The sequence below is a fragment of the Janthinobacterium rivuli genome (assembly GCF_009208735.1).
Lineage (GTDB): Bacteria > Pseudomonadota > Gammaproteobacteria > Burkholderiales > Burkholderiaceae_D > Janthinobacterium.
The window spans coordinates 62,160-79,910 of the sequence record NZ_WFLJ01000003.1 but is presented as its reverse complement, the minus strand read 5'-3'; the positions used below and the strand labels follow the sequence as shown (position 1 = coordinate 79,910).

Genomic DNA, 17,751 nt, shown 5'->3' with positions numbered 1-17,751 from the left:
TTCTTAAAATGCGTATTTCAGGCTGACCTTGACGGCGCGCCCCGTGATCGAGCGGGCCGCATGGCCATCGCCCTCGACTTCCGTATAGCCGATCTTGTTGAGCAGATTGTTCGCCGTCAGCGCCACCTGCATCTGCGGCGTGAGCTGGTAATTGACGAAGGCATTGAGCACCTGGTACGCGGGCAAGGTGATCGTGTGCGCATCGTCGCCCCACGACTTGCCCGTGCCGACCAGGCTGGCGCCCAGGGTGGCGGGGCCCCATTCATAGGTGGGCGCGATCTGGTACACGACGCGCGCCTGGCGCCGCGGCGTATTGCCGATCAGCGCCACGTCGGCCGGCGCCGTGCCCGTGATCTCGGCATCCGTGAATGTCAATCCGCCATTGATGCGGAAGTCGCCGGCGCTGTAGGCCGCTTCCAGTTCCACGCCTTTGGCTTCATAGCTGTTGGCCGTGCGCAGCTGGGTCGTCGCTTCGTAATTGCTTTCCTTCGTCTTGGCCTGGAACACGGTGACGAAGGTGCTCAGGGGGCCTTGCCGCCATTTCACGCCCCCTTCGAGCTGGCGCACGGTATTGATCGCCACCGGCATGCTGCCATCCAACGGCGTGCCGAACAGGATGCGGTCGGCATTGAAGGCCACGCCTTCGCTGACGCGGGCAAACACGGCCAGATTCGCTTGCAGCTTGTAGTTCGCGCCCAGCGAGTACGAGGTGTGGCCCACGGTGTAGTCGACCCGCTGCACCGTCGACGGCAGATACGCTTGCGCGCCGGTGGCTTGATTGGCCGTGCCGCTGGCATGCTGGCGGTCGCGCCGCAGGCCGCCGTCAAGATTCAGCGCGCCGCTTTCCCAGGCCAGGTTCAGGTACGGTGACGTCGTGCGGTATTCCATGTCGACGGCGCGCGAGCAGCAGGCGCCGAAGGCCGGGCCGATGTAGCCCGGCGTGCCGCTGGCCGTTTGCAGCAGCGCCGGCTGGTCGCCCGTGGCCTGCATCAGGTATTCGTTGAAGTTCCATGTCAGCCCCAGCTTTTGCTGCGACAGGTACAGGCCGGCCGTCGTGGTCAGCTTGCCGCTATCGAGCACAAACGTCTTGGCCAGCTTGGTGTCGCTCAGGGTATTGCTGGCGTCGTCGATCGACGTGTTGAACACCACGGCGGAAAATGCGCGGCCCGCGTACGGCTTGCCCCGGTTCGGGCCGCTGGCAAACACATAGCTGCCGTCGCTGCCGTTATTCGACGGGAAGACGCCGATGAAGCGGCCGGAATTGTCGGCGTAGCGGAAGTTTTCGCTCGCGCTCCAGCCCTGCCCCAGCTTGAACGACGCTTCCAGGCCCACGGTGTCGCTCTTGACGTGCAAGCCGTCGTTGACATTCGTGGCCACGCGCTGGTTGTCCTTGTTCAGCACCATGTCGGGCACCCAGTACGGCGAATAGAAACTGGCCTTGCGCGGGTCGATGCCGGCGATTTCCGTGATGCGGCCATTGCGCACGCTGACCGGCACCGGCAGGGCCGTGGGCGACTGGTCATCGAGGTGCTTGAACGACAGGCGCACGAAACCGCTGTCGAATTCGTGCGTGACATTGCCGCGGAGCTGGCCGCCCTTTTCGCTGTTGACGCCACTGTGGCGGATGCCTTCGCCCGTGCGCCAGGAGCCGCCGATGAAAAAGCGCGTGCGCTCGGAAATCGGCGCGCCGTAATCGAAGTCCACGCGCGTCTGGTCGTAGCCCAGGCCGCGGCTGATGGCCACGCTGCCGCCCTTCTCCTTGCCATTCTTGCTGATGAAATTGATGATGCCGCCCGGCGAATTGGTGGCCAGCGTGGAGGCCGAACCGCCGCGCACCACTTCCAGGTGGTCGAGCGTGGAATCGATCTTGACGAAGCTGTCGGGCGTGGTGAAGTTGAAGTCGCCGAACTGCAGCACCGGCAGGCCGTCTTCCTGGATCTGCACATAGCGCGCGCCGCCAGCGGAAATGGGCAGGCCGCGCACGGTGATGTTGGCATTGCCTTCGCCGCCCGAGGACTCGGCCCGCAAGCCCGGAACCGAGCGCAGGACTTCGGCGGCGCTGGTCGGCGCGTTGTGCAGGATGGTGTCGAGTTCCATGCTGCTGACGGAATTGCTCGACTTCATTTTGGACGTGCCGCCGGTGGTGCCCGTGACCACGATGCGTTCCAGATTCAGGCCATCGGCGGGGGTGGCGCTGGCGCTGTCGCCGGCAGATTGCGCCTGGGCGGCGCCCCATTGCAGCAGGGCCAGGGTGACGGCTGCGGCCATGCAGCCGCGTTGAGCAGTACGTGTCTTCATCTTGTCTCCAGTGTTGTGTGCCGATACATCGAGGTATCCGCTTGTTATGTGTCCTGGCCGCTGCATGCCGTGGCGCGCTGGCTGAGCCGGTACGTCATTATTCAACGAATAAGAATTTATTGCAATCGATTGCAATCGAGCACTGCAACATGGAAATGTTGTTGTTTTTAAGCGAACGCTACGGGTATAAAAGAGCGAAACAGGCGGGTCTTGATGCGGAAGCAGGGCTTTTCATGCTGCAGTGCAACAAGAAAAAAAGCAGGAAATACTGAAATTTTTGCAATCGGTTGCAACCGCGCTTTACCGGCCCGAGGCGCGCACGATCAGCTCGGTTGGCAATTGCTGCGATGGCGCAGGCGCGCCATCGACCAGCGCCAGCAGCGAGGCCACCAGCGCGCGTCCGGCGGCGCGGATCGGCTGGCGCACGGTGGTCAAAGGCGGATGGAAATACGCGGCCAGTTCGATATCGTCGTAGCCGACCACGGCCACCTGTTCCGGCACGGCCACGCCGCGCGCGCGCAGGGCGTTGATGGCGCTCATGGCCAGCAAGTCGCTGCAGGCAAAGATGGCGTCGAACGGGATGTGGCGGTCCAGCAGTTCCTGCACGTCCGTCGCGCCGCCCTGCGGCAGGAAGGAGCCGGCCACGTACAGTTGCGGGTCGGGCGCCAGGCCCTGCGCGGCCAGCGCCTGCGCATAGCCCTGGTGGCGCTGCGCCACTTCGGGCAGCTTGGCGTCGCCAAAGAAGGCGATGCGCCGGCGGCCCGCCGCCAGCAAGTGTTCCGTGGCCAGCCGGCCACCGGCGACGTTGTCGCCGCCGACGGTGCAATACAGCTGCTGCGGCAATTGCGCGCCCCACACGACGATGGGCACCTGGCGCGCGGCCAGCTGGTTCAGTTGTTCATGGTGGCGCCACTGACCGATCAGGATGATGCCGATCACGCGGCCGCTATCGAAGGACTGGGCGGCCGCATCGAGCGTCTCGGCATCCACGCGTGAAATGAGCATGTCGAAGCCCTGCTCCGTCAGCGCATCGGCCAGGCTGCCCAGCATGCTGAGGAAAAACGGATCGGACAGATGCTGGCGCGTGGCCGCGTCATACGGCACCACCACGCCCACCGTGCGGTTCTGTTTCAGGCGCAGGTTTTGCGCGCCGATATTGATGGAATACTTGAGCGAACGGGCCAGCGCGATGACGCGCGCGCGCGTCTCTTCGTTGACCAGCGAACTGCCGCTCAGCGCGCGCGACACGGTGGACGTCGACACGCCGGCCAGGCGCGCGATATCGGCCATCTGCAGGCGTTGCTGCGCCTTCGAATCAGTCCCGGTCATCGTACGCTCACTGCGGCGCGGTGTCCTTGAACGATGGCCGCTCGGACAGTTTGTCGAACAGGCGGGCCAGCGCCGGATGGTCCGCGCGCCAGTCGATTTCCGGGAAGCGGAAGCTGAGCCAGCCCAGCGCGCAACCGACGGCCACGTCGGCCAGGGTGTAGTTCTTGCCGGCGCAATACGCGCTCTCGCCCAGGCGTGCTTCCAGCGCCGCCAGGCCCAGGGTGACTTTTTCCAGCTGGCGCGCGATCCAGGCCGCGCTTTGCTGCTCGGGCGGACGCTGCGTGCGCTCCAGGCGCACCAGCACGCCCGCGTCGAGGATGCCGTCGGCCAGCGCTTCCCAGTTCTTGATGTCGGCCCGCTCGCGGCCATTGCCGCCGGCCGGCAGCAGCTTGCACACAGGCGTGAGCGTGTCGAGGTATTCGACGATGACTTTCGAATCGATCAAGGTGCTGCCATCCTCCATCACCAGGCAGGGCACCTTGCCCAGGGGATTGGCCTGCGCGATGCGGGTTTCCGGCACCCACACGTTTTCCAGCTCGAAGACATAGTCGAGCTTTTTTTCCGCCAGCACGATACGGGCTTTGCGGACATACGGGCTGGCGAGGGAACCGATCAGTTTCATAGGTACTTTAAGGTGAGGGAGCAGCAAGCAGTATAGCATCGGCGGCAGCCGTGTTTGGCGGCACGCGCCCGGCGGCCCGGCGGGTGTGGCAGGCACGCCGCATCGGCGCCGGATTCGCTCCAAAAGCGGCGTGCCGGCGGCCGATGGACGGCTGGCCAGCGGCCAGCGGTGGTAAAATCGCTCTTTACTGTGGCGCCGTCAGTGTTGCTTTATTGCAATAGCCCTGCCCTCCCCGCGCGCCACACGCCAACCGTTTCTTTAACTTGCGTCCGCTCTCATGACTTCTACTACTCCGTATTCCACGCTGTCGGCCCTGTCTCCGCTCGATGGCCGCTACGCCAGCAAGACCGATCTGCTGCGCCCGATCCTGTCCGAAGCCGGTTTCATGCACCACCGCGTGAAAGTGGAAATCTCCTGGCTGCAAGCGCTGTCGCAAGCCGGCTTCGCTGAAATCAAGCCTTTCTCGGCCGAAGCGAACGCCCTGCTCGACAAGATGGCGGCCGACTTTTCGGAAGCCGACGCGGCCCGCATCAAGGCCATCGAAGCGGTCACCAACCATGACGTCAAGGCAGTCGAGTACTGGCTGAAGGAACAAGTGGCGGACGTGCCGGAACTGGTGGCGGCGTCGGAATTCATCCATTTCGCCTGCACCTCGGAAGACATCAACAACACCTCGCACGGCATGATGCTCAAAGCCGCGCGCGACGGCGTGATGCTGCCGGCCCTGCAAGGCTTGGTGACCAGGCTGACGCAGATCGCGCACGACAACGCCGACGTGCCGATGCTGTCGCGCACGCACGGCCAGACGGCCAGCCCGACCACCCTGGGCAAGGAATTCGCCAACGTCGTAGCCCGCCTGCAGCGCGCCGTGAAACGCATCGAACAAGTGGAAATCCTCGGCAAGATGAATGGCGCCGTCGGCAACTACAACGCCCACCTGTCGGCCTACCCAGGCTTCGACTGGCCGGCATTCTCGCAGGCCGTCATCGAACAGCGCCTGGGCCTGGTGTTCAACCCGTACACCATCCAGATCGAACCGCACGACTACATGGCCGAACTGTTCGACGCCTTCGCGCGCGCCAACACGATCCTGCTGGACTTGAACCGCGACATCTGGACGTATGTGTCGCTGGGCTACTTCAAGCAAAAACTGAAAGCGGGCGAAATCGGTTCGTCGACCATGCCGCACAAGGTCAACCCGATCGACTTCGAAAACTCGGAAGGCAACCTGGGCCTGGCCAACGCCGTGCTGAAACACCTGTCGGAAAAACTGCCCGTCTCGCGCATGCAGCGCGACCTGACCGATTCGACCGTGCTGCGCAACATCGGCGTGGGCCTGGGCTACACCCTGCTGGCCTATGACAGCTGCCTGCGCGGCTTGAACAAGCTGGAAGTGAACCATGCGCGCCTGGCGCAAGACCTGGACGCGACGTGGGAAGTGCTGGCCGAGCCCGTACAAACCGTGATGCGCCGCTATGGCATCGAAAACCCGTACGAGCAGTTGAAAGAGCTGACGCGCGGCAAGGGCATCTCAAAAGAAGCGCTGCAAACCTTTGTCAATGGCCTGGCCATTCCGCAGGATGCCAAGGACGTGCTCTTGACCATGACGCCGGGTAACTACATCGGTATCGCGGCGCAATTGGCCAAAGCCATCTAAGCAGTTTCCACACGGGGATCATGCTATCCCACTCCCGCGGGGCGGCCAGCACACAAATGCTGCCCGCCCCGCAGTTTTTCCGACAATCTTTCTTGTAGAATCTGCAGCACGCAGCGCAATTTGCTTTTCTTTGGTATATTAGGCCGAACTAGTCCTAATACGTACTACTTTCAAGAAAGCCGTCGATGCAACGCTACACCACCACCGCCATCATCCTGCACTGGCTGACCGCCCTGCTGATCATCAGCGCCTTCGTCATGGGCCTGGTCATGACCGATATTCCCGGCCTGACGCCCACCAAGCTCAAATATTTCTCCTGGCATAAATGGCTGGGCGTGACCGTGCTGGCCATCGCCGCCATCCGCCTGCTGTGGCGCAAGGCCAATGTGCCGCCGCCGCACCCGGCCAGCATGGTCGCGTGGCAAAAGAAAGCGGCCGACGCCATGCACGTGCTGCTGTACATCCTGATCTTCGCCGTGCCCGTCTCCGGCTACCTGTACACCTTGGCCGCCGGCGTGCCGGTGGTCTACCTGGGCCTGTTCCAGCTGCCCGTCATCATGGCGCCAAACCCGGAACTTAAGCCACTTTTAAAAGAGATTCATTATGTTCTGAACATGACGATGGCCGCCGCCGTGGCCGCCCATGTGCTGGCGGCGCTCAAGCATCAATTTATCGACAAAGATGGCGTGCTTAAACGCATGCTGCCGTAACACCGATTTCACCCTTGCTCACTGAAACTCCAGGAAAAATAAGATGAAAACCACCCAACGCATCGTCCTCGCTTCCCTGCTGGGCCTGTCCGTGGCCGCCACCGCCGCCACCCTGCTGAAAGTCGATCCCGCCAAGACCAGCGTGTCGGCCGTGTTCAAGCAAATGAACGTGCCCGTGGAAGCGAAGTTCAAGAAATTCAATATCGCCATCGATTACAACCCGGCCACGCCCGACGCATCGAAAGCGTCGGTGGACATCGAGACGGCCAGCATCGATATCGGCGACCCCGAGTACAACAAGGAAGTGGCCAAGAAAGAATGGTTCAACTCGGCCCAGTTCCCGAAAGCCACCTTTGTCTCGAGCAGCATCAAGGCGGCCGGCGCGGGTAAGCTGACGGTCAGCGGCAAGCTGAGCATCAAAGGCAAGACCACCGACGTGACCTTCCCCCTGACGGTGAAAACCGACGGCGGCAAATACGCGTTCGACGGCGCCCTGCCGATCAAGCGCCTGACCTACAACATCGGCGAAGGCGAGTGGAAAGACACGAGCATGGTTGCCGACGAGGTCACGATTAAATTCCACGTTTCTGCTCAGTAACACCTGAGAAAACGTCCATGGCTGCGTTGCTCTTGCCTGGTTTTCCACCTTGTGCTTTTCGGACTGCACCAGGCAAGGCGCCTTGCCCTGAACGTTTTTCAGGCGTTACCAAAAACAACCCCAAAACCTGTTCAACTATAGGATCTGCATGAAATTTTCGCACTTGATGATCGCCATGCTGGCAGCCGCCGGCGCGGGTTCGGCCATGGCCGCCACCGACACCTACAACCTCGACCCGACGCATACTTTCCCCAGCTTTGAAGCCGATCACATGGGCATGTCGGTGTGGCGCGGCAAGTTCAACAAGACCAAGGGGACGGTCACCCTGGACCGCGCCGCCAAGAGCGGCAGCCTGGACCTGGTCATCGATGCCGATTCGATCGACTTCGGCCTCGACGCCATGAACACGCACGCGAAAAAAGCGGACATGTTCAACGTCGAAAAATTCCCGCAGATCACCTACAAGAGCAAGTCGTTCAAGTACAACGGCGAGCAGCTGGTGGAAGTCGATGGCGAACTGACCTTGCTGGGCGTGACCAAGCCCGTCAAGCTGAACGTGAGCAAGTTCAAGTGCATCATGCACCCGCGCTACAAGCGTGAAGTGTGCGGCGCCGACGCCACGGCAGAATTCAAGCGCAGCGACTTTGGCCTGAACTACGGCATGCCGGCGTTCTCGCCGGAAGTCAAGCTGGCCATCCAGGTGGAAGCCATCAAGGCAGACTAACCACGGCCTTGCCGCATGACCAGCCCGCCTCGCTGCCCGCAGCCAGGCGGGCTTTTGCATGCGCAGCGCAAATCCGCTGGACTTTTCTATCGTGCGGCATCACTATCCGTTGGCATGATGTTGTTCTGACATGGCACCCCACTCACCCATCGCGCGGAGGATTACATGAATTTCATTATCTGGATCGTTATTGGCGGCGTCATCGGCTGGCTGGCCAGCATGGTCATGAAAACCAATGCACAGCAGGGCATCTTCCTCAATATCATCGTCGGCATCGTGGGCGCCTTCCTGGGCGGCTGGCTGCTGGCGCCCCTGTTCGGCACGGGCACCATCAATAGCGACAATTTCAGCCTGTCTTCGCTGCTGGTCTCGTTCCTGGGCGCCGTGATCCTGCTGGGCATCGTGAATCTTTTGCGCCGCGGCAAAATACGCTAGGCAGGAAAAAAGCAGCGCCGAGCAAGTGGCCGGGCCGCGCAAGCGCCCGGCCATTTTTTATGGCTATGTCACCGTCAGATGTGGGAATGCGCCCAATGTTGCTTTCAATAACGTTTCGGGTGAGCGGATGCGTCTGGCGTCGAGTATCCAGCGCCAGCCTAGGTAGTTTGGCAGGTAGCGCGTGGCCACGCCGTGAAACGGCCTTAACCATTCGCGCAGGCGGCTGTGATATGCATTGACGTTCTGCACATGCGCGGCGCCGCGCACACGGATGCCGGCGCGCAAGTTGCCGGCCTGGTGGCTGAGGCCCGCTTCCCGCGCAAATGCCCGGTAGGCGGCATGGCCATCCGTGACGAGCAGGATATCCTTGTCGATGACAGGCAACAAACAGCGGTGCAGCTGCGCCTTCGTCAGTTGCCCTTTGCCGGTGACAAAATCGAGGGTCTGGCCCGTGCGGTCGCGCGCCACCAGGATGCAGACTTGCTCGTTGGATATGCCGCGCCGTTGCGCATGGCCACCCCGGCGGCGGGCCGGACGCGTCATCTGCCTGGATCCCTTTTCCGATTCCAGCACGTATAGCTCGTCGGCCTCGGCGATGCCATGCAGGCCATGCGGCCGGTCCGTTTTTGCCAACGATAAAAATCGGTGGCGCCAGCGAAACGTGGTGTTGCGGTGCACGCCCAATTGGCTGGCCGCCTGGCGTACCGACCGGGAATCGAGCAGACAATCGGCGTAGTCGAGCCACAGCGACTTATGGCGCAGGCGGGCCAGCGGCGTGCCGGTGAGCGCATTGAAGGTGCGCCCGCAAGGCACGCAGCGGTAGCGCTGCAAGCCGTGCACATGGCCATGCCGATGCAGATGGGGCGAGTGGCAGGCGGGACAGGCCAAGCGCGGCTGCGCCACGCCCTCCAGCAGCGCGACGGTCGCGTCGCGTGGCGTCTTGCCACGCAGCAAGGCCATGCCCGCCTGCCGCTGGCGCCGGTTCAACTGAGCAAACTGGGCGATAAAGCTGATCCATTCGGCTGGCTGCATGATCTTCTCCCTGTGCGGTGGGTATGCAGAGTCAGACAGCACCGCCAGCGGAAGATTCCGGCATTTCCCCTATTTGCCGATGACAGAGCCTTTTTTATTGCCGGTAGGATAATTGTATGGACAATACCACAGCTGCCGCACGGAAAAATGCGCCTTGGCAGCCGGTTCCAGCCCCTGCATCAGCGAAAATATTACCTTTCGAGCAAGCACGCGCGAACATGCTGCCCGGAAAATGTGATTGACTAGTGCGAGTTCGATACGGATACTCTATGTCGCCCGCTGCACAATCAGCGGGTACTCCGCTGATTCCGACTTCCCTACAATGTAAAAGAACAGAACTCGAATGAAAAAATCTCTCATCGCGCTCGCCATCCTGAGCAACTTCGCACACGCCGACGAAGGCATGTGGATGCCCCAACAGCTGCCACAAGTAGCCAAGGAATTGAAAGCGGCCGGACTGAAACTCGATCCGACCAACCTGACCAAACTGACTGAATTCCCGATGGGCGCCATCGTCAGCCTGGGCGGCTGCTCGGCCTCGTTCGTCTCGCCGCAAGGCCTCGTTGCCACCAACCACCATTGCGTCTACAACAGCGTGGCGGTCAATTCGACCAAAGAGCGCGATTTGCTGGCCAACGGTTTCCTGGCCAAGACGTTCGCTGAAGAATTGCCGGCCGCCCCAGGCAGCCGCATCTTCGTCACCTCGGCCGTGACCAATGTCAGCGACAAGATCATCACCGCCGACGTGGCCAAGCTGCAAGGCAAGGCACGCATCGATGCGATCGAGAAAAACCAGAAGAAACTGGTCGCCGAATGCGAAAAAGAAGCTGGCTTCCGCTGCACCGTGTCGAGCTACTACGGTGGCCTGGAGTTCTACCTGATCAAGCAACTGGAAATCCGCGACGTGCGCCTCGTGCACGCGCCTCCAGCGGGCGTGGGTAAATTCGGCGGCGACACCGACAACTGGATGTGGCCACGCCACACGGGCGACTACGGTTTCTACCGCGCCTATGTGAGCAAGGATGGCAAGGCTGCCGACTTCAGCAAGGACAACGTGCCGTACCAGCCAAAACACGTGCTGAAACTGGCCAAGGATGGCTTGAAGGAAGGCGATTTCGTGATGGCACTGGGCTACCCTGGCCGCACCAACCGTCACCGCCTGCCATCGGAAGTGGCGTTCACGTTTGACTGGAACTACCCTGCCTTCGTCAAAGCGTCGGGCGAAACCCTGGCCATCATCGCGCGCGAAACCAAGGACAACAAGGATGTGGCCCTGAAATACGCGGGCCAGGTCGCTGGCGTGAACAATTACTACAAGAACCGCCAAGGCATGCTGGACTCGTACGCCGGTAGCGACTTCCTGGCGCGCAAGACGACGGAACACGAAGCCCTGAAAGCGTGGGTCAACGCGAATGCTGCCCGCAAGACCGAATTTGCCGGCGATATCGAGCAAGTGGAAAAGCTGATCGCCGAGCGCGATGCCGACACCAAGCGCGATTTCTTCCTCAGCTACGCACAGCCACGCCTGCTGAACACGGCACGCAGCCTGTACCGCCTGTCGAACGAAGGCACCAAGGCTGATACGGAACGCAAGTCCGGCTACCAGACGCGCGATTTGCCGCGCCTGGAAGCGGGCATCACCTCGGTCGAGCGCACCTACGATGAAAAAGTCGACAAGGCGCTGGTACTGAACAGCCTGACCAAGTACGCCGCGCAACCGACAGCCCAACGCCGCGCCAGCTTCGACGCCGCCATCGGCATCAAGGACGGCATGTCGCCAGCCGACCTGTCGGCCGCCCTGGACAAACTGTATGCGGGCAGCAAGCTGGCCGACAAGGCCGAGCGCGCAGCATGGCTGAAACGCACGCCAGCCGAATTCCAGGCCAGCAAGGACAGCTTCATCCAGGCCGCCGTCGCCATGTATCCGGATTCGCTGAAAAACGAAGCGGAAGACGAAGAACTGGCAGGCAAGATCCAGCAAGCCTACGCCAACTACATGAAAGCAAAGATCGCCTTCATGAAGAGCAAGGGCCAAGCCGTCTACCCTGACGCCAACAGCACCCTGCGCGTGACATTCGGCAAAGTTGCCGGCCGCGACCATGGCGCCGACGGCACCACCTGGACCGCCTTCACCACCGTCAATGGCGTCGCCGCCAAAGCCACGGGCGAAGGCGAATTCAATGCACCAGCGAAACAACTGGCCGCGATCAAAGCCAAGGACTTCGGTAAATATGTCGATCCGAAGCTGAAAACCGTGCCGGTCGACTACCTGGCGACCCTGGACATCACCGGCGGCAACTCCGGTTCGGCTGCCCTGAACGCCAAAGGCGAATTCATCGGCCTGGCCTTCGATGGCACCCTGGACTCGATCATTTCCGATTGGGACTACAACAAGGCCAACACCCGTTCGATCCAGGTCGACCTGCGCTACATGCTGTGGAACATGAAACACATCGACCACGCAGACAACCTGCTGAAAGAAATGGGCGCTGAATAACAAGAAGCAATAACCCGGCAACGGGCGCTTTAGCCTGAGCCACTCCTGCGGGAGTGGCTTTTTTTCGCCTAGCGTTTTCTTACTTTGGCAAAGCGGTACGGCACGGCTTGCTCCTCGCCAAATACCTGTGCTCGGACATTTCCCAGCGGCAGCATCACGCGCCGGCCATCCTGCAGCAGCAAGGCCAGGTCGGCGCCGGGAAAGCGCTGCGCCAGTAAGGGATAGGCTTGCCGCTCGATGGGGGTGGCGGGAATCACGATACGGTAGTCGGCATCGCCAAAGTCCAGCAGCAGCGCGGGAACCTCATCCGGGCCCGGCAGCGCCGTGATGCGCAGGCGCGTGCTTCCCTTGACGAGCTCGAAGGCTGACCACAGGGGCAAGCGGCGCTGCGTGGCGCCGATCCGCAGCTGCGGCGCCTCGCGCACACCGGCCGACGTCAGCGCGAGGTCAGGCCGCTCTTCCGGCACTGCCCCATCGATGGCCAGCAACCAGCCCTGGTAACGTATCAGCGCGCCCTGTGCGGTAGCCGTGACGGACCCGCCCTGCGCCACCGGCCCTTTGTCTGCCGGCAAGCGCAGCGGCGCCGCCTGCGCCGCCAGGCAAGCCCACCACGCCAGCGCTGCCATCACTGCCTTGCCCATGCCGCCTCCCCTTGCGCGTGAAACGTATTCATAACACAAGTATGGCAACAAGCCCCTGCGGCGCCTCAAGGCGGGGGCGCCGGTGCTACAATTGGCCCCTAGCGGGCGTACTTACCCAGCGCGCCTTCCCCCTCCCAGACTCAGACCGCTATGCCACCAGACTTGCGCACGACCTACGAACTCGGTAACCACAACCAAACCACGACCTGGCTGGAATGCATCACCTTCTATCAAGATCTTGCAGCACGCTATCCGCAGGTGCTGCATTTCGAACAGATCGGCCTGTCCGACTCGGGCGTGCCCATCCACGCTGGCGTCGTCAGCGCGGACGGCGTGTTTGAGCGCGAGCAAATCAAGCGCGCAGGCCGCACCGTATTCTTCAACAATAACGGCATCCACCCGGGCGAACCGGAAGGCATCGACGCCTGCATGGCCATCGTGCGCGACCTCTGCACGCAGCCGGAACGCCTGGCGGCGCTGGGCAGCACGGTATTGCTGTTCATTCCGATCTACAACGTCGATGGCAGCCTGAACCGCGCCAACACGTCGCGCGTGAACCAGGATGGCCCGGAGCAATTCGGTTTCCGTGGCAACAGCCGCCACCTGGACTTGAACCGCGACTTCATCAAGTGCGACAGCCTGAATGCACAAGTGTTCAACCGCCTGCTGGCCAGCTGGGACCCGGACGTGATGGTCGACACGCACACGTCGAACGGCGCCGACTACCCGTACACGATGACCCTGATCCACACGCAGACGGATAAGCTGGGCAATGGCCTCGGTCCCTTCCTGCAAGACACCATGCTGCCGCACATCTTTGCGCAGATGGAACAAGCCGGCTGGCCCACCTGCCCGTACGTGAACCCCGTCAAGGATAGCCCCGACCACGGCATCGCCGAATTCCTCGAAGTGCCCCGTTTCTCGACCGGTTTTGCGGCCCTGCATCACGTCATCGGCTTCATGCCGGAAACGCATATGTTGAAACCGTTTGCCGACCGCTACGCCTCCATGCGCGCCCTGCTCGACATCACCATGGCGTTCACGGTCGAACATGGCGCACAGATCCAGCAGCTGCGCGCACAGGCCAAGGCGGCGGGCCGCACGCAAGCCGCATGGCCGATCCACTGGGCCATGAATGAAGAGCAAGCATCGACCTTCCCCTTCAAGGGCTATGCGGCGCAATACACGCCTAGCATCCTGGGCAACTACCAGCGCCTGTCCTACGACCGCTCGCAGCCGTGGGAACGCGATATCGCGTATTACAACCGCTTCGATGCGGACGTTACCGTGGCCGCGCCGAAAGCCTACGTCGTGCCGCAAGCATGGCGCGAAGTGATCGAACGGCTGCGCTGGAACGGCGTCGAAATGAGCCGCATCACCACCGAACAGACGCTAACGGCGCGCTACTACCACATCACCAATGTCGGCACGCGCGCCACCGCCTACGAAGGCCACATGTTCCACGACACGGTGGAACTGGAAGCACGCACGGGCGAATTCACCGTGCAGGCGGGCGACTATGTGATCAGCCTGGACCAGGACAACGCGCGTTATGCCGTGGAAACCCTGGAACCGCAGGCACACGACAGCTTCTTCCGCTGGGGTTTCTTCAACAGCGTGCTGGAAAAGAAGGAAGCGTTTTCCGATTACGTGTTCGAAGACATGGCCTCCGAGTTGCTGCGCGATGAGCCGGCGCTGGCGGCCAAATTCGCCGACTGGAAAGCGGCCAATCCGGCCTTGCTGAGCAATCAGGAAGCCGTGCTGGACTTCATCTTTGCACACTGCCAGCGCTTTGCCGAGCCGGAATGGCGGCGCTATCCAGTGATCGCCCTGATGTAAATCAAGGCTGTAGCGACTGCAACATCCTGGCGCCGCATCGGAGATCCCGGTGCGGCGCCTCTTTCTGTGCCCTGCCCACAAGGTAATCCCATGCACTACGCACTGAACCTGCGCACCTTTATTTACAGCCATTATTTTTACCTGGGCTTGCGCGTGGCCATCGGGCTCGTCGGCCTGGCCTTGCTGGTCCAGGAAATCAGCGACAGCGCCACCGCCATGACGGTGTGTATCGGCGCCCTGTGCACGACCCTGATGGACATGCCCAGCCCGCTGCGCCACAAGTTCAATGAAATGCTCGCTTCCGTGCTGCTGTGCAGCGCCGTCACCTTACTCATCAGCCTGTGCGGCCCGGTGCAGTGGCTGTTGATGACGGTGCTGGTCCTCGTCAGTTTTCTCGCCAGCATGATGGTGGTGTACGGCAAGAAATCCATGCCCCTGCAACTGGCCGCCCTGTTCATCATGACCATGTCGATGGAGCATCAGATGACGTGGCAGCAATCATTCCACCACGCAGGCCTGTTCATGCTCGGTGGCTTGATTTATCTGGCCTATGCCATGGCCATCGCCTGGGTCTTGCGCCACCGCATCAAGCAGCAAGTGCTGGCCGAAGCCCTGTTCGAACTGGCCGCCTACATCGACATCAAGGCCGATTTCTACGACACGCGCTTTAATTTGACGGAACAGTTCAACAAGCTGGTGCGCCATCAAAGCATCCTGGCCGACCGCCAGCAGGCGTCGCGCGACTTGATTTTGCGCAGCCACAAGAACAGCAAGGACGCCATCGTCGTGCAGGTGCACGTGTGCATGCTGGATCTGTATGAACTGATCCTGTCCACACACACGGATTACGCGCTGCTGCGCCAGCACCTGGCCGACTCCGACGTCTTGAAATCCTTGCACGACCTGGCTTACAAGGCGGCGCGCGACATCGAAGCCGTGGCGTATGCCGTCACGCGCAAGCGCGCCTCGTATGCGCAGATCAACTATGACAAGGAATGGGCCGATATCGAAGCGGAAATTGCCCGCCTGCACGCAAAAGGCGACGGCGCGCAAGAAGCGCTGGCGACATTGCGCGCGCAGCGCAACAAGATCCGCGCGATTCTCAAGATGATCGGTGAACTGCATCTGGCGACGCAAAAAGTCTCTGCCGACGTACCATTCTGGAGCGGCGCCGACATGGCACCGTTCCTGTCGCAGCAGAAATACGAACTGAAGACCCTGCTGGCTAACCTACGCCTGGACTCGCCCGTGTTCCGTTTCGCCCTGCGCGTGTCGATGGCCATTTCGGTGGGATTACTGATCGGCCACTGGCTGCCGTATGCCGCGCACAGCTACTGGATCGTGCTGACCATCGTCATCATCCTGCGTCCCACCTTCAGCATGACGCGCCAGCGCCGCGCCGACCGCATCATCGGCACCGTCATCGGCTGCGTGGTCACGGCCATCGTGATCCGCTTCGTGCACAGCAATATCGTGCTGATGGCCATCCTCTTCCTCTCCATCGTGGCCACGCCCACCTTCATCTATTTGCGCTACCGCTACACGGCCATCGCCGTGAGCCTGATGATCTTGCTGCAAATGCATCTGGTGGCGCCCAGCAATCCGAACCTCGTCAGCGAACGCCTGATCGATACCCTGATCGGCGCGTTTGTGGCCACCGTGTTCAGCTTCGTGCTGGCCAACTGGGAATACCAGAGCCTGCCTCGCCTCGTGCGCCAGGTGCTGAATGTGAATCTCAGCTATATGCAGGCCAGCTTCGCGCTGCTGCAGGGAAAAGGCTTCGATGATTTCGCCTACCGCATCGAGCGCAAGCGCCTGATGGACAGCCTGGCCGCGCTCAGTTCGGCGCTGGTGCGCATGCTCGATGAACCGGCCAGCAAGCAGCGGGCCGTGGAAGACATCAACCTGTTCATCGTGCAAAATTATTTATTGGTCGCCCACGTGGCGGCGCTGCGCTCGATCCTCGGGCGCCATGCCAGCCAGCTGCCCGTCGCGCCCGTCAACGCCTTGCTTGGCCATAGCCATACGCAAGTGTGTTTGACCCTGTCGCGCGCGCTGGATCAGCTCGACAACAAGGCCGCCATCAGCGCGCCGCTGGCGCCCCCAGCAGCGCCGCCCGTCAGCGACGTGGCCTGGTCGGGCTGGCCGCTGGTGCAGCGCCGCATTCGCCTGTTACAGGCGGATGCCGACAAGATCGTCATACATAGCGCGGCGATCGTGCACATTGTTTCGCCACGCTAAACATTCACGATTGATTTCAGATACCATTCAAACCTGCGACGGTGCTCTCCGGCACCTCGCGCTCGTATCCGGTTTCCAGAAGAACAGGTACGATACATCGTCGTCAATGTCCTGACTAGCCGACACGCTAGGGGCGCGCAAACCGCACCAGCATTCCAGCGATAATTCAACCGGCGTTCGCACATCGCGCTCGCCAACCTAGGCCAGGATCTCCGATTCGCGCCGCCATGATCGATGAGATGGATGAGATGGACAAGGCCTTGCGAAAAATCATACTCGCAACCACCAAAATACGCCACCATCCCTGAAAAACCCGGGTAGTTATTATCCAAATATCAATCATCAATGTAATTCCTCGCGCACATGATTTCCCCACAAACTGAATTATCAATTCTAATAGCGGACAGTTCAGCACGACCTTAAAAAATTAATGCAATATTAATATTTAAAAACAAACACAATAAAATGCAAAAAAGTTTAAAAATATCTCAAGCTAAAAATAGAGTGGCAATCCAAAAAATATTTGCTGCACTCATAATGACGATATCACTACTATTCACAATCTGCTCAACATTAAAAAGTATTTACTTTTCCACCCAAGGAATTACGGGTCCATTTTCGTCCATTTTTCTGACGATACAAAATTCCATATATACCATTTACGCCCATACTCAATTTATCCTAAATATCTGGAAATATGCACCTGTCATCCATTTGCAAACACTCATAGCATACGAAAATCTTATTTTTTTACTTATCTTGGTATCAGGGGGTATCGGGCGAGCCATATGGGATAGCGCCTCTCATCTTTCAAAAAGGATTGCAAATACAATTTTGAAAGTTGAGGAATTAAAATGGGAACAAGAATTGATGGGCAAGGGCCGGTCACAGAAGAATTTTAAGGCTGATGCACTACAAATCAATATAAATCTTCATGAAGAAGAACAATGGCATAAACGTCCACTTGGCATGTTTCTAATTGGAACAGCGACCATTATCATAGGCCAACTATTAAATCTGAAATTTGGTTTTATCAAGTTGTGAATTGGCAATGAAAAAAGAGATTTGACATATTTACATACAAATCCATTGAGAAAATCGGATCAAGATTTCTTACACATGTGCATG

General features: G+C 60.4%; 15 protein-coding genes. 10 read left to right on the top strand and 5 right to left on the bottom strand.

Going from position 1 to position 17,751, the window contains the following annotated elements; all coding sequences use genetic code 11:
• Window positions 1-3: 3 nt before the first annotated feature.
• Window positions 4-2,298: a TonB-dependent receptor gene (locus tag GCN78_RS04655; RefSeq protein ID WP_152250659.1), complete on the bottom strand. Its 2,295-nt coding sequence runs from the start codon at window positions 2,296-2,298 to the stop codon at window positions 4-6.
• A 41-nt stretch (window positions 2,299-2,339) separates the two neighbouring features.
• On the opposite strand from GCN78_RS04655, the gene GCN78_RS04650 reads away from it, so the two are divergent.
• Window positions 2,340-2,570 (top strand): hypothetical protein, encoded by a 231-nt coding sequence (locus tag GCN78_RS04650; protein WP_152250658.1) that lies wholly within the window; start codon window positions 2,340-2,342, stop codon window positions 2,568-2,570.
• Window positions 2,571-2,598: 28 nt separating this feature from the next.
• Here GCN78_RS04650 and GCN78_RS04645 read toward each other — a convergent pair whose 3' ends face one another.
• A complete protein-coding gene (locus GCN78_RS04645) occupies window positions 2,599-3,627 on the bottom strand; it encodes a LacI family DNA-binding transcriptional regulator (protein ID WP_226939465.1) in 1,029 nt (342 codons plus the stop codon).
• Window positions 3,628-3,634: 7 nt separating this feature from the next.
• Window positions 3,635-4,249, bottom strand: coding sequence for a glutathione S-transferase N-terminal domain-containing protein (locus GCN78_RS04640; protein WP_152250657.1), 615 nt, complete (start codon window positions 4,247-4,249; stop codon window positions 3,635-3,637).
• 277 nt (window positions 4,250-4,526) lie between these two features.
• Here GCN78_RS04640 and purB point away from each other — a divergent pair, with 277 nt between their 5' ends.
• The 5 genes from purB (at window position 4,527) to GCN78_RS04615 (ending at window position 8,373) form a co-directional block, all read left to right on the top strand.
• Entirely contained in the window at window positions 4,527-5,906 is a 1,380-nt protein-coding gene (purB, locus tag GCN78_RS04635) for an adenylosuccinate lyase (RefSeq protein ID WP_152250656.1), read from the top strand.
• Between the two features lie 185 nt (window positions 5,907-6,091).
• A complete protein-coding gene (locus tag GCN78_RS04630; protein ID WP_152250655.1) occupies window positions 6,092-6,616 on the top strand; it encodes a cytochrome b in 525 nt (174 codons plus the stop codon).
• 43 nt (window positions 6,617-6,659) lie between these two features.
• Entirely contained in the window at window positions 6,660-7,214 is a 555-nt protein-coding gene (locus tag GCN78_RS04625; protein WP_152250654.1) for a YceI family protein, read from the top strand.
• Between the two features lie 148 nt (window positions 7,215-7,362).
• Window positions 7,363-7,938 (top strand): YceI family protein, encoded by a 576-nt coding sequence (locus GCN78_RS04620; protein WP_152250653.1) that lies wholly within the window; start codon window positions 7,363-7,365, stop codon window positions 7,936-7,938.
• A gap of 165 nt (window positions 7,939-8,103) precedes the next feature.
• Window positions 8,104-8,373: a GlsB/YeaQ/YmgE family stress response membrane protein gene (locus tag GCN78_RS04615; protein WP_152250652.1), complete on the top strand. Its 270-nt coding sequence runs from the start codon at window positions 8,104-8,106 to the stop codon at window positions 8,371-8,373.
• Between the two features lie 63 nt (window positions 8,374-8,436).
• On the opposite strand, the gene GCN78_RS04610 is transcribed toward GCN78_RS04615, so the two are convergent.
• Window positions 8,437-9,405, bottom strand: a complete 969-nt coding sequence (locus GCN78_RS04610; protein ID WP_152250651.1) for an IS1595 family transposase — start codon at window positions 9,403-9,405, stop codon at window positions 8,437-8,439.
• 343 nt (window positions 9,406-9,748) lie between these two features.
• Here GCN78_RS04610 and GCN78_RS04605 point away from each other — a divergent pair, with 343 nt between their 5' ends.
• Window positions 9,749-11,902 carry a S46 family peptidase gene (locus GCN78_RS04605; protein ID WP_152250650.1) on the top strand — a complete coding sequence of 718 codons (2,154 nt, stop codon included), beginning with the start codon at window positions 9,749-9,751 and terminating at the stop codon, window positions 11,900-11,902.
• A 68-nt stretch (window positions 11,903-11,970) separates the two neighbouring features.
• Here the strand turns inward: GCN78_RS04605 and GCN78_RS04600 are convergent, their stop codons facing one another.
• Window positions 11,971-12,543, bottom strand: coding sequence for a hypothetical protein (locus GCN78_RS04600; RefSeq protein WP_152250649.1), 573 nt, complete (start codon window positions 12,541-12,543; stop codon window positions 11,971-11,973).
• Between the two features lie 150 nt (window positions 12,544-12,693).
• On the opposite strand from GCN78_RS04600, the gene GCN78_RS04595 reads away from it, so the two are divergent.
• The 3 genes from GCN78_RS04595 to GCN78_RS04585 all read left to right on the top strand — a co-directional run bounded on the left by GCN78_RS04595 (window position 12,694) and on the right by GCN78_RS04585 (window position 17,667).
• Window positions 12,694-14,382: a M14 family zinc carboxypeptidase gene (locus tag GCN78_RS04595; RefSeq protein WP_152250648.1), complete on the top strand. Its 1,689-nt coding sequence runs from the start codon at window positions 12,694-12,696 to the stop codon at window positions 14,380-14,382.
• 90 nt (window positions 14,383-14,472) lie between these two features.
• On the top strand, window positions 14,473-16,623 hold the full coding sequence (locus GCN78_RS04590) for an FUSC family protein (protein WP_152250647.1): 2,151 nt from the start codon (window positions 14,473-14,475) through the stop codon (window positions 16,621-16,623).
• Between the two features lie 465 nt (window positions 16,624-17,088).
• Window positions 17,089-17,667, top strand: a complete 579-nt coding sequence (locus GCN78_RS04585) for a YniB family protein (RefSeq protein WP_152250646.1) — start codon at window positions 17,089-17,091, stop codon at window positions 17,665-17,667.
• Window positions 17,668-17,751 lie beyond the last annotated feature (84 nt).

Bases quoted from the DNA above. Each gene is read 5' to 3' on its own strand.
- GCN78_RS04645 (WP_226939465.1), bottom strand. From the start codon at position 3,627: ATGACCGGGACTGATTCGAAGGCGCAGCAACGCCTGCAGATGGCCGAT.
- GCN78_RS04655 (WP_152250659.1), bottom strand. From the start codon at position 2,298: ATGAAGACACGTACTGCTCAACGCGGCTGCATGGCCGCAGCCGTCACC.
- GCN78_RS04610 (WP_152250651.1), bottom strand. From the start codon at position 9,405: ATGCAGCCAGCCGAATGGATCAGCTTTATCGCCCAGTTTGCTCAGTTG.
- GCN78_RS04625 (WP_152250654.1), top strand. From the start codon at position 6,660: ATGAAAACCACCCAACGCATCGTCCTCGCTTCCCTGCTGGGCCTGTCC.
- GCN78_RS04605 (WP_152250650.1), top strand. From the start codon at position 9,749: ATGAAAAAATCTCTCATCGCGCTCGCCATCCTGAGCAACTTCGCACAC.
- GCN78_RS04595 (WP_152250648.1), top strand. From the start codon at position 12,694: ATGCCACCAGACTTGCGCACGACCTACGAACTCGGTAACCACAACCAA.
- GCN78_RS04585 (WP_152250646.1), top strand. From the start codon at position 17,089: ATGCAAAAAAGTTTAAAAATATCTCAAGCTAAAAATAGAGTGGCAATC.
- GCN78_RS04630 (WP_152250655.1), top strand. From the start codon at position 6,092: ATGCAACGCTACACCACCACCGCCATCATCCTGCACTGGCTGACCGCC.
- GCN78_RS04620 (WP_152250653.1), top strand. From the start codon at position 7,363: ATGAAATTTTCGCACTTGATGATCGCCATGCTGGCAGCCGCCGGCGCG.
- purB (WP_152250656.1), top strand. From the start codon at position 4,527: ATGACTTCTACTACTCCGTATTCCACGCTGTCGGCCCTGTCTCCGCTC.
- GCN78_RS04615 (WP_152250652.1), top strand. From the start codon at position 8,104: ATGAATTTCATTATCTGGATCGTTATTGGCGGCGTCATCGGCTGGCTG.
- GCN78_RS04590 (WP_152250647.1), top strand. From the start codon at position 14,473: ATGCACTACGCACTGAACCTGCGCACCTTTATTTACAGCCATTATTTT.
- GCN78_RS04600 (WP_152250649.1), bottom strand. From the start codon at position 12,543: ATGGGCAAGGCAGTGATGGCAGCGCTGGCGTGGTGGGCTTGCCTGGCG.
- GCN78_RS04640 (WP_152250657.1), bottom strand. From the start codon at position 4,249: ATGAAACTGATCGGTTCCCTCGCCAGCCCGTATGTCCGCAAAGCCCGT.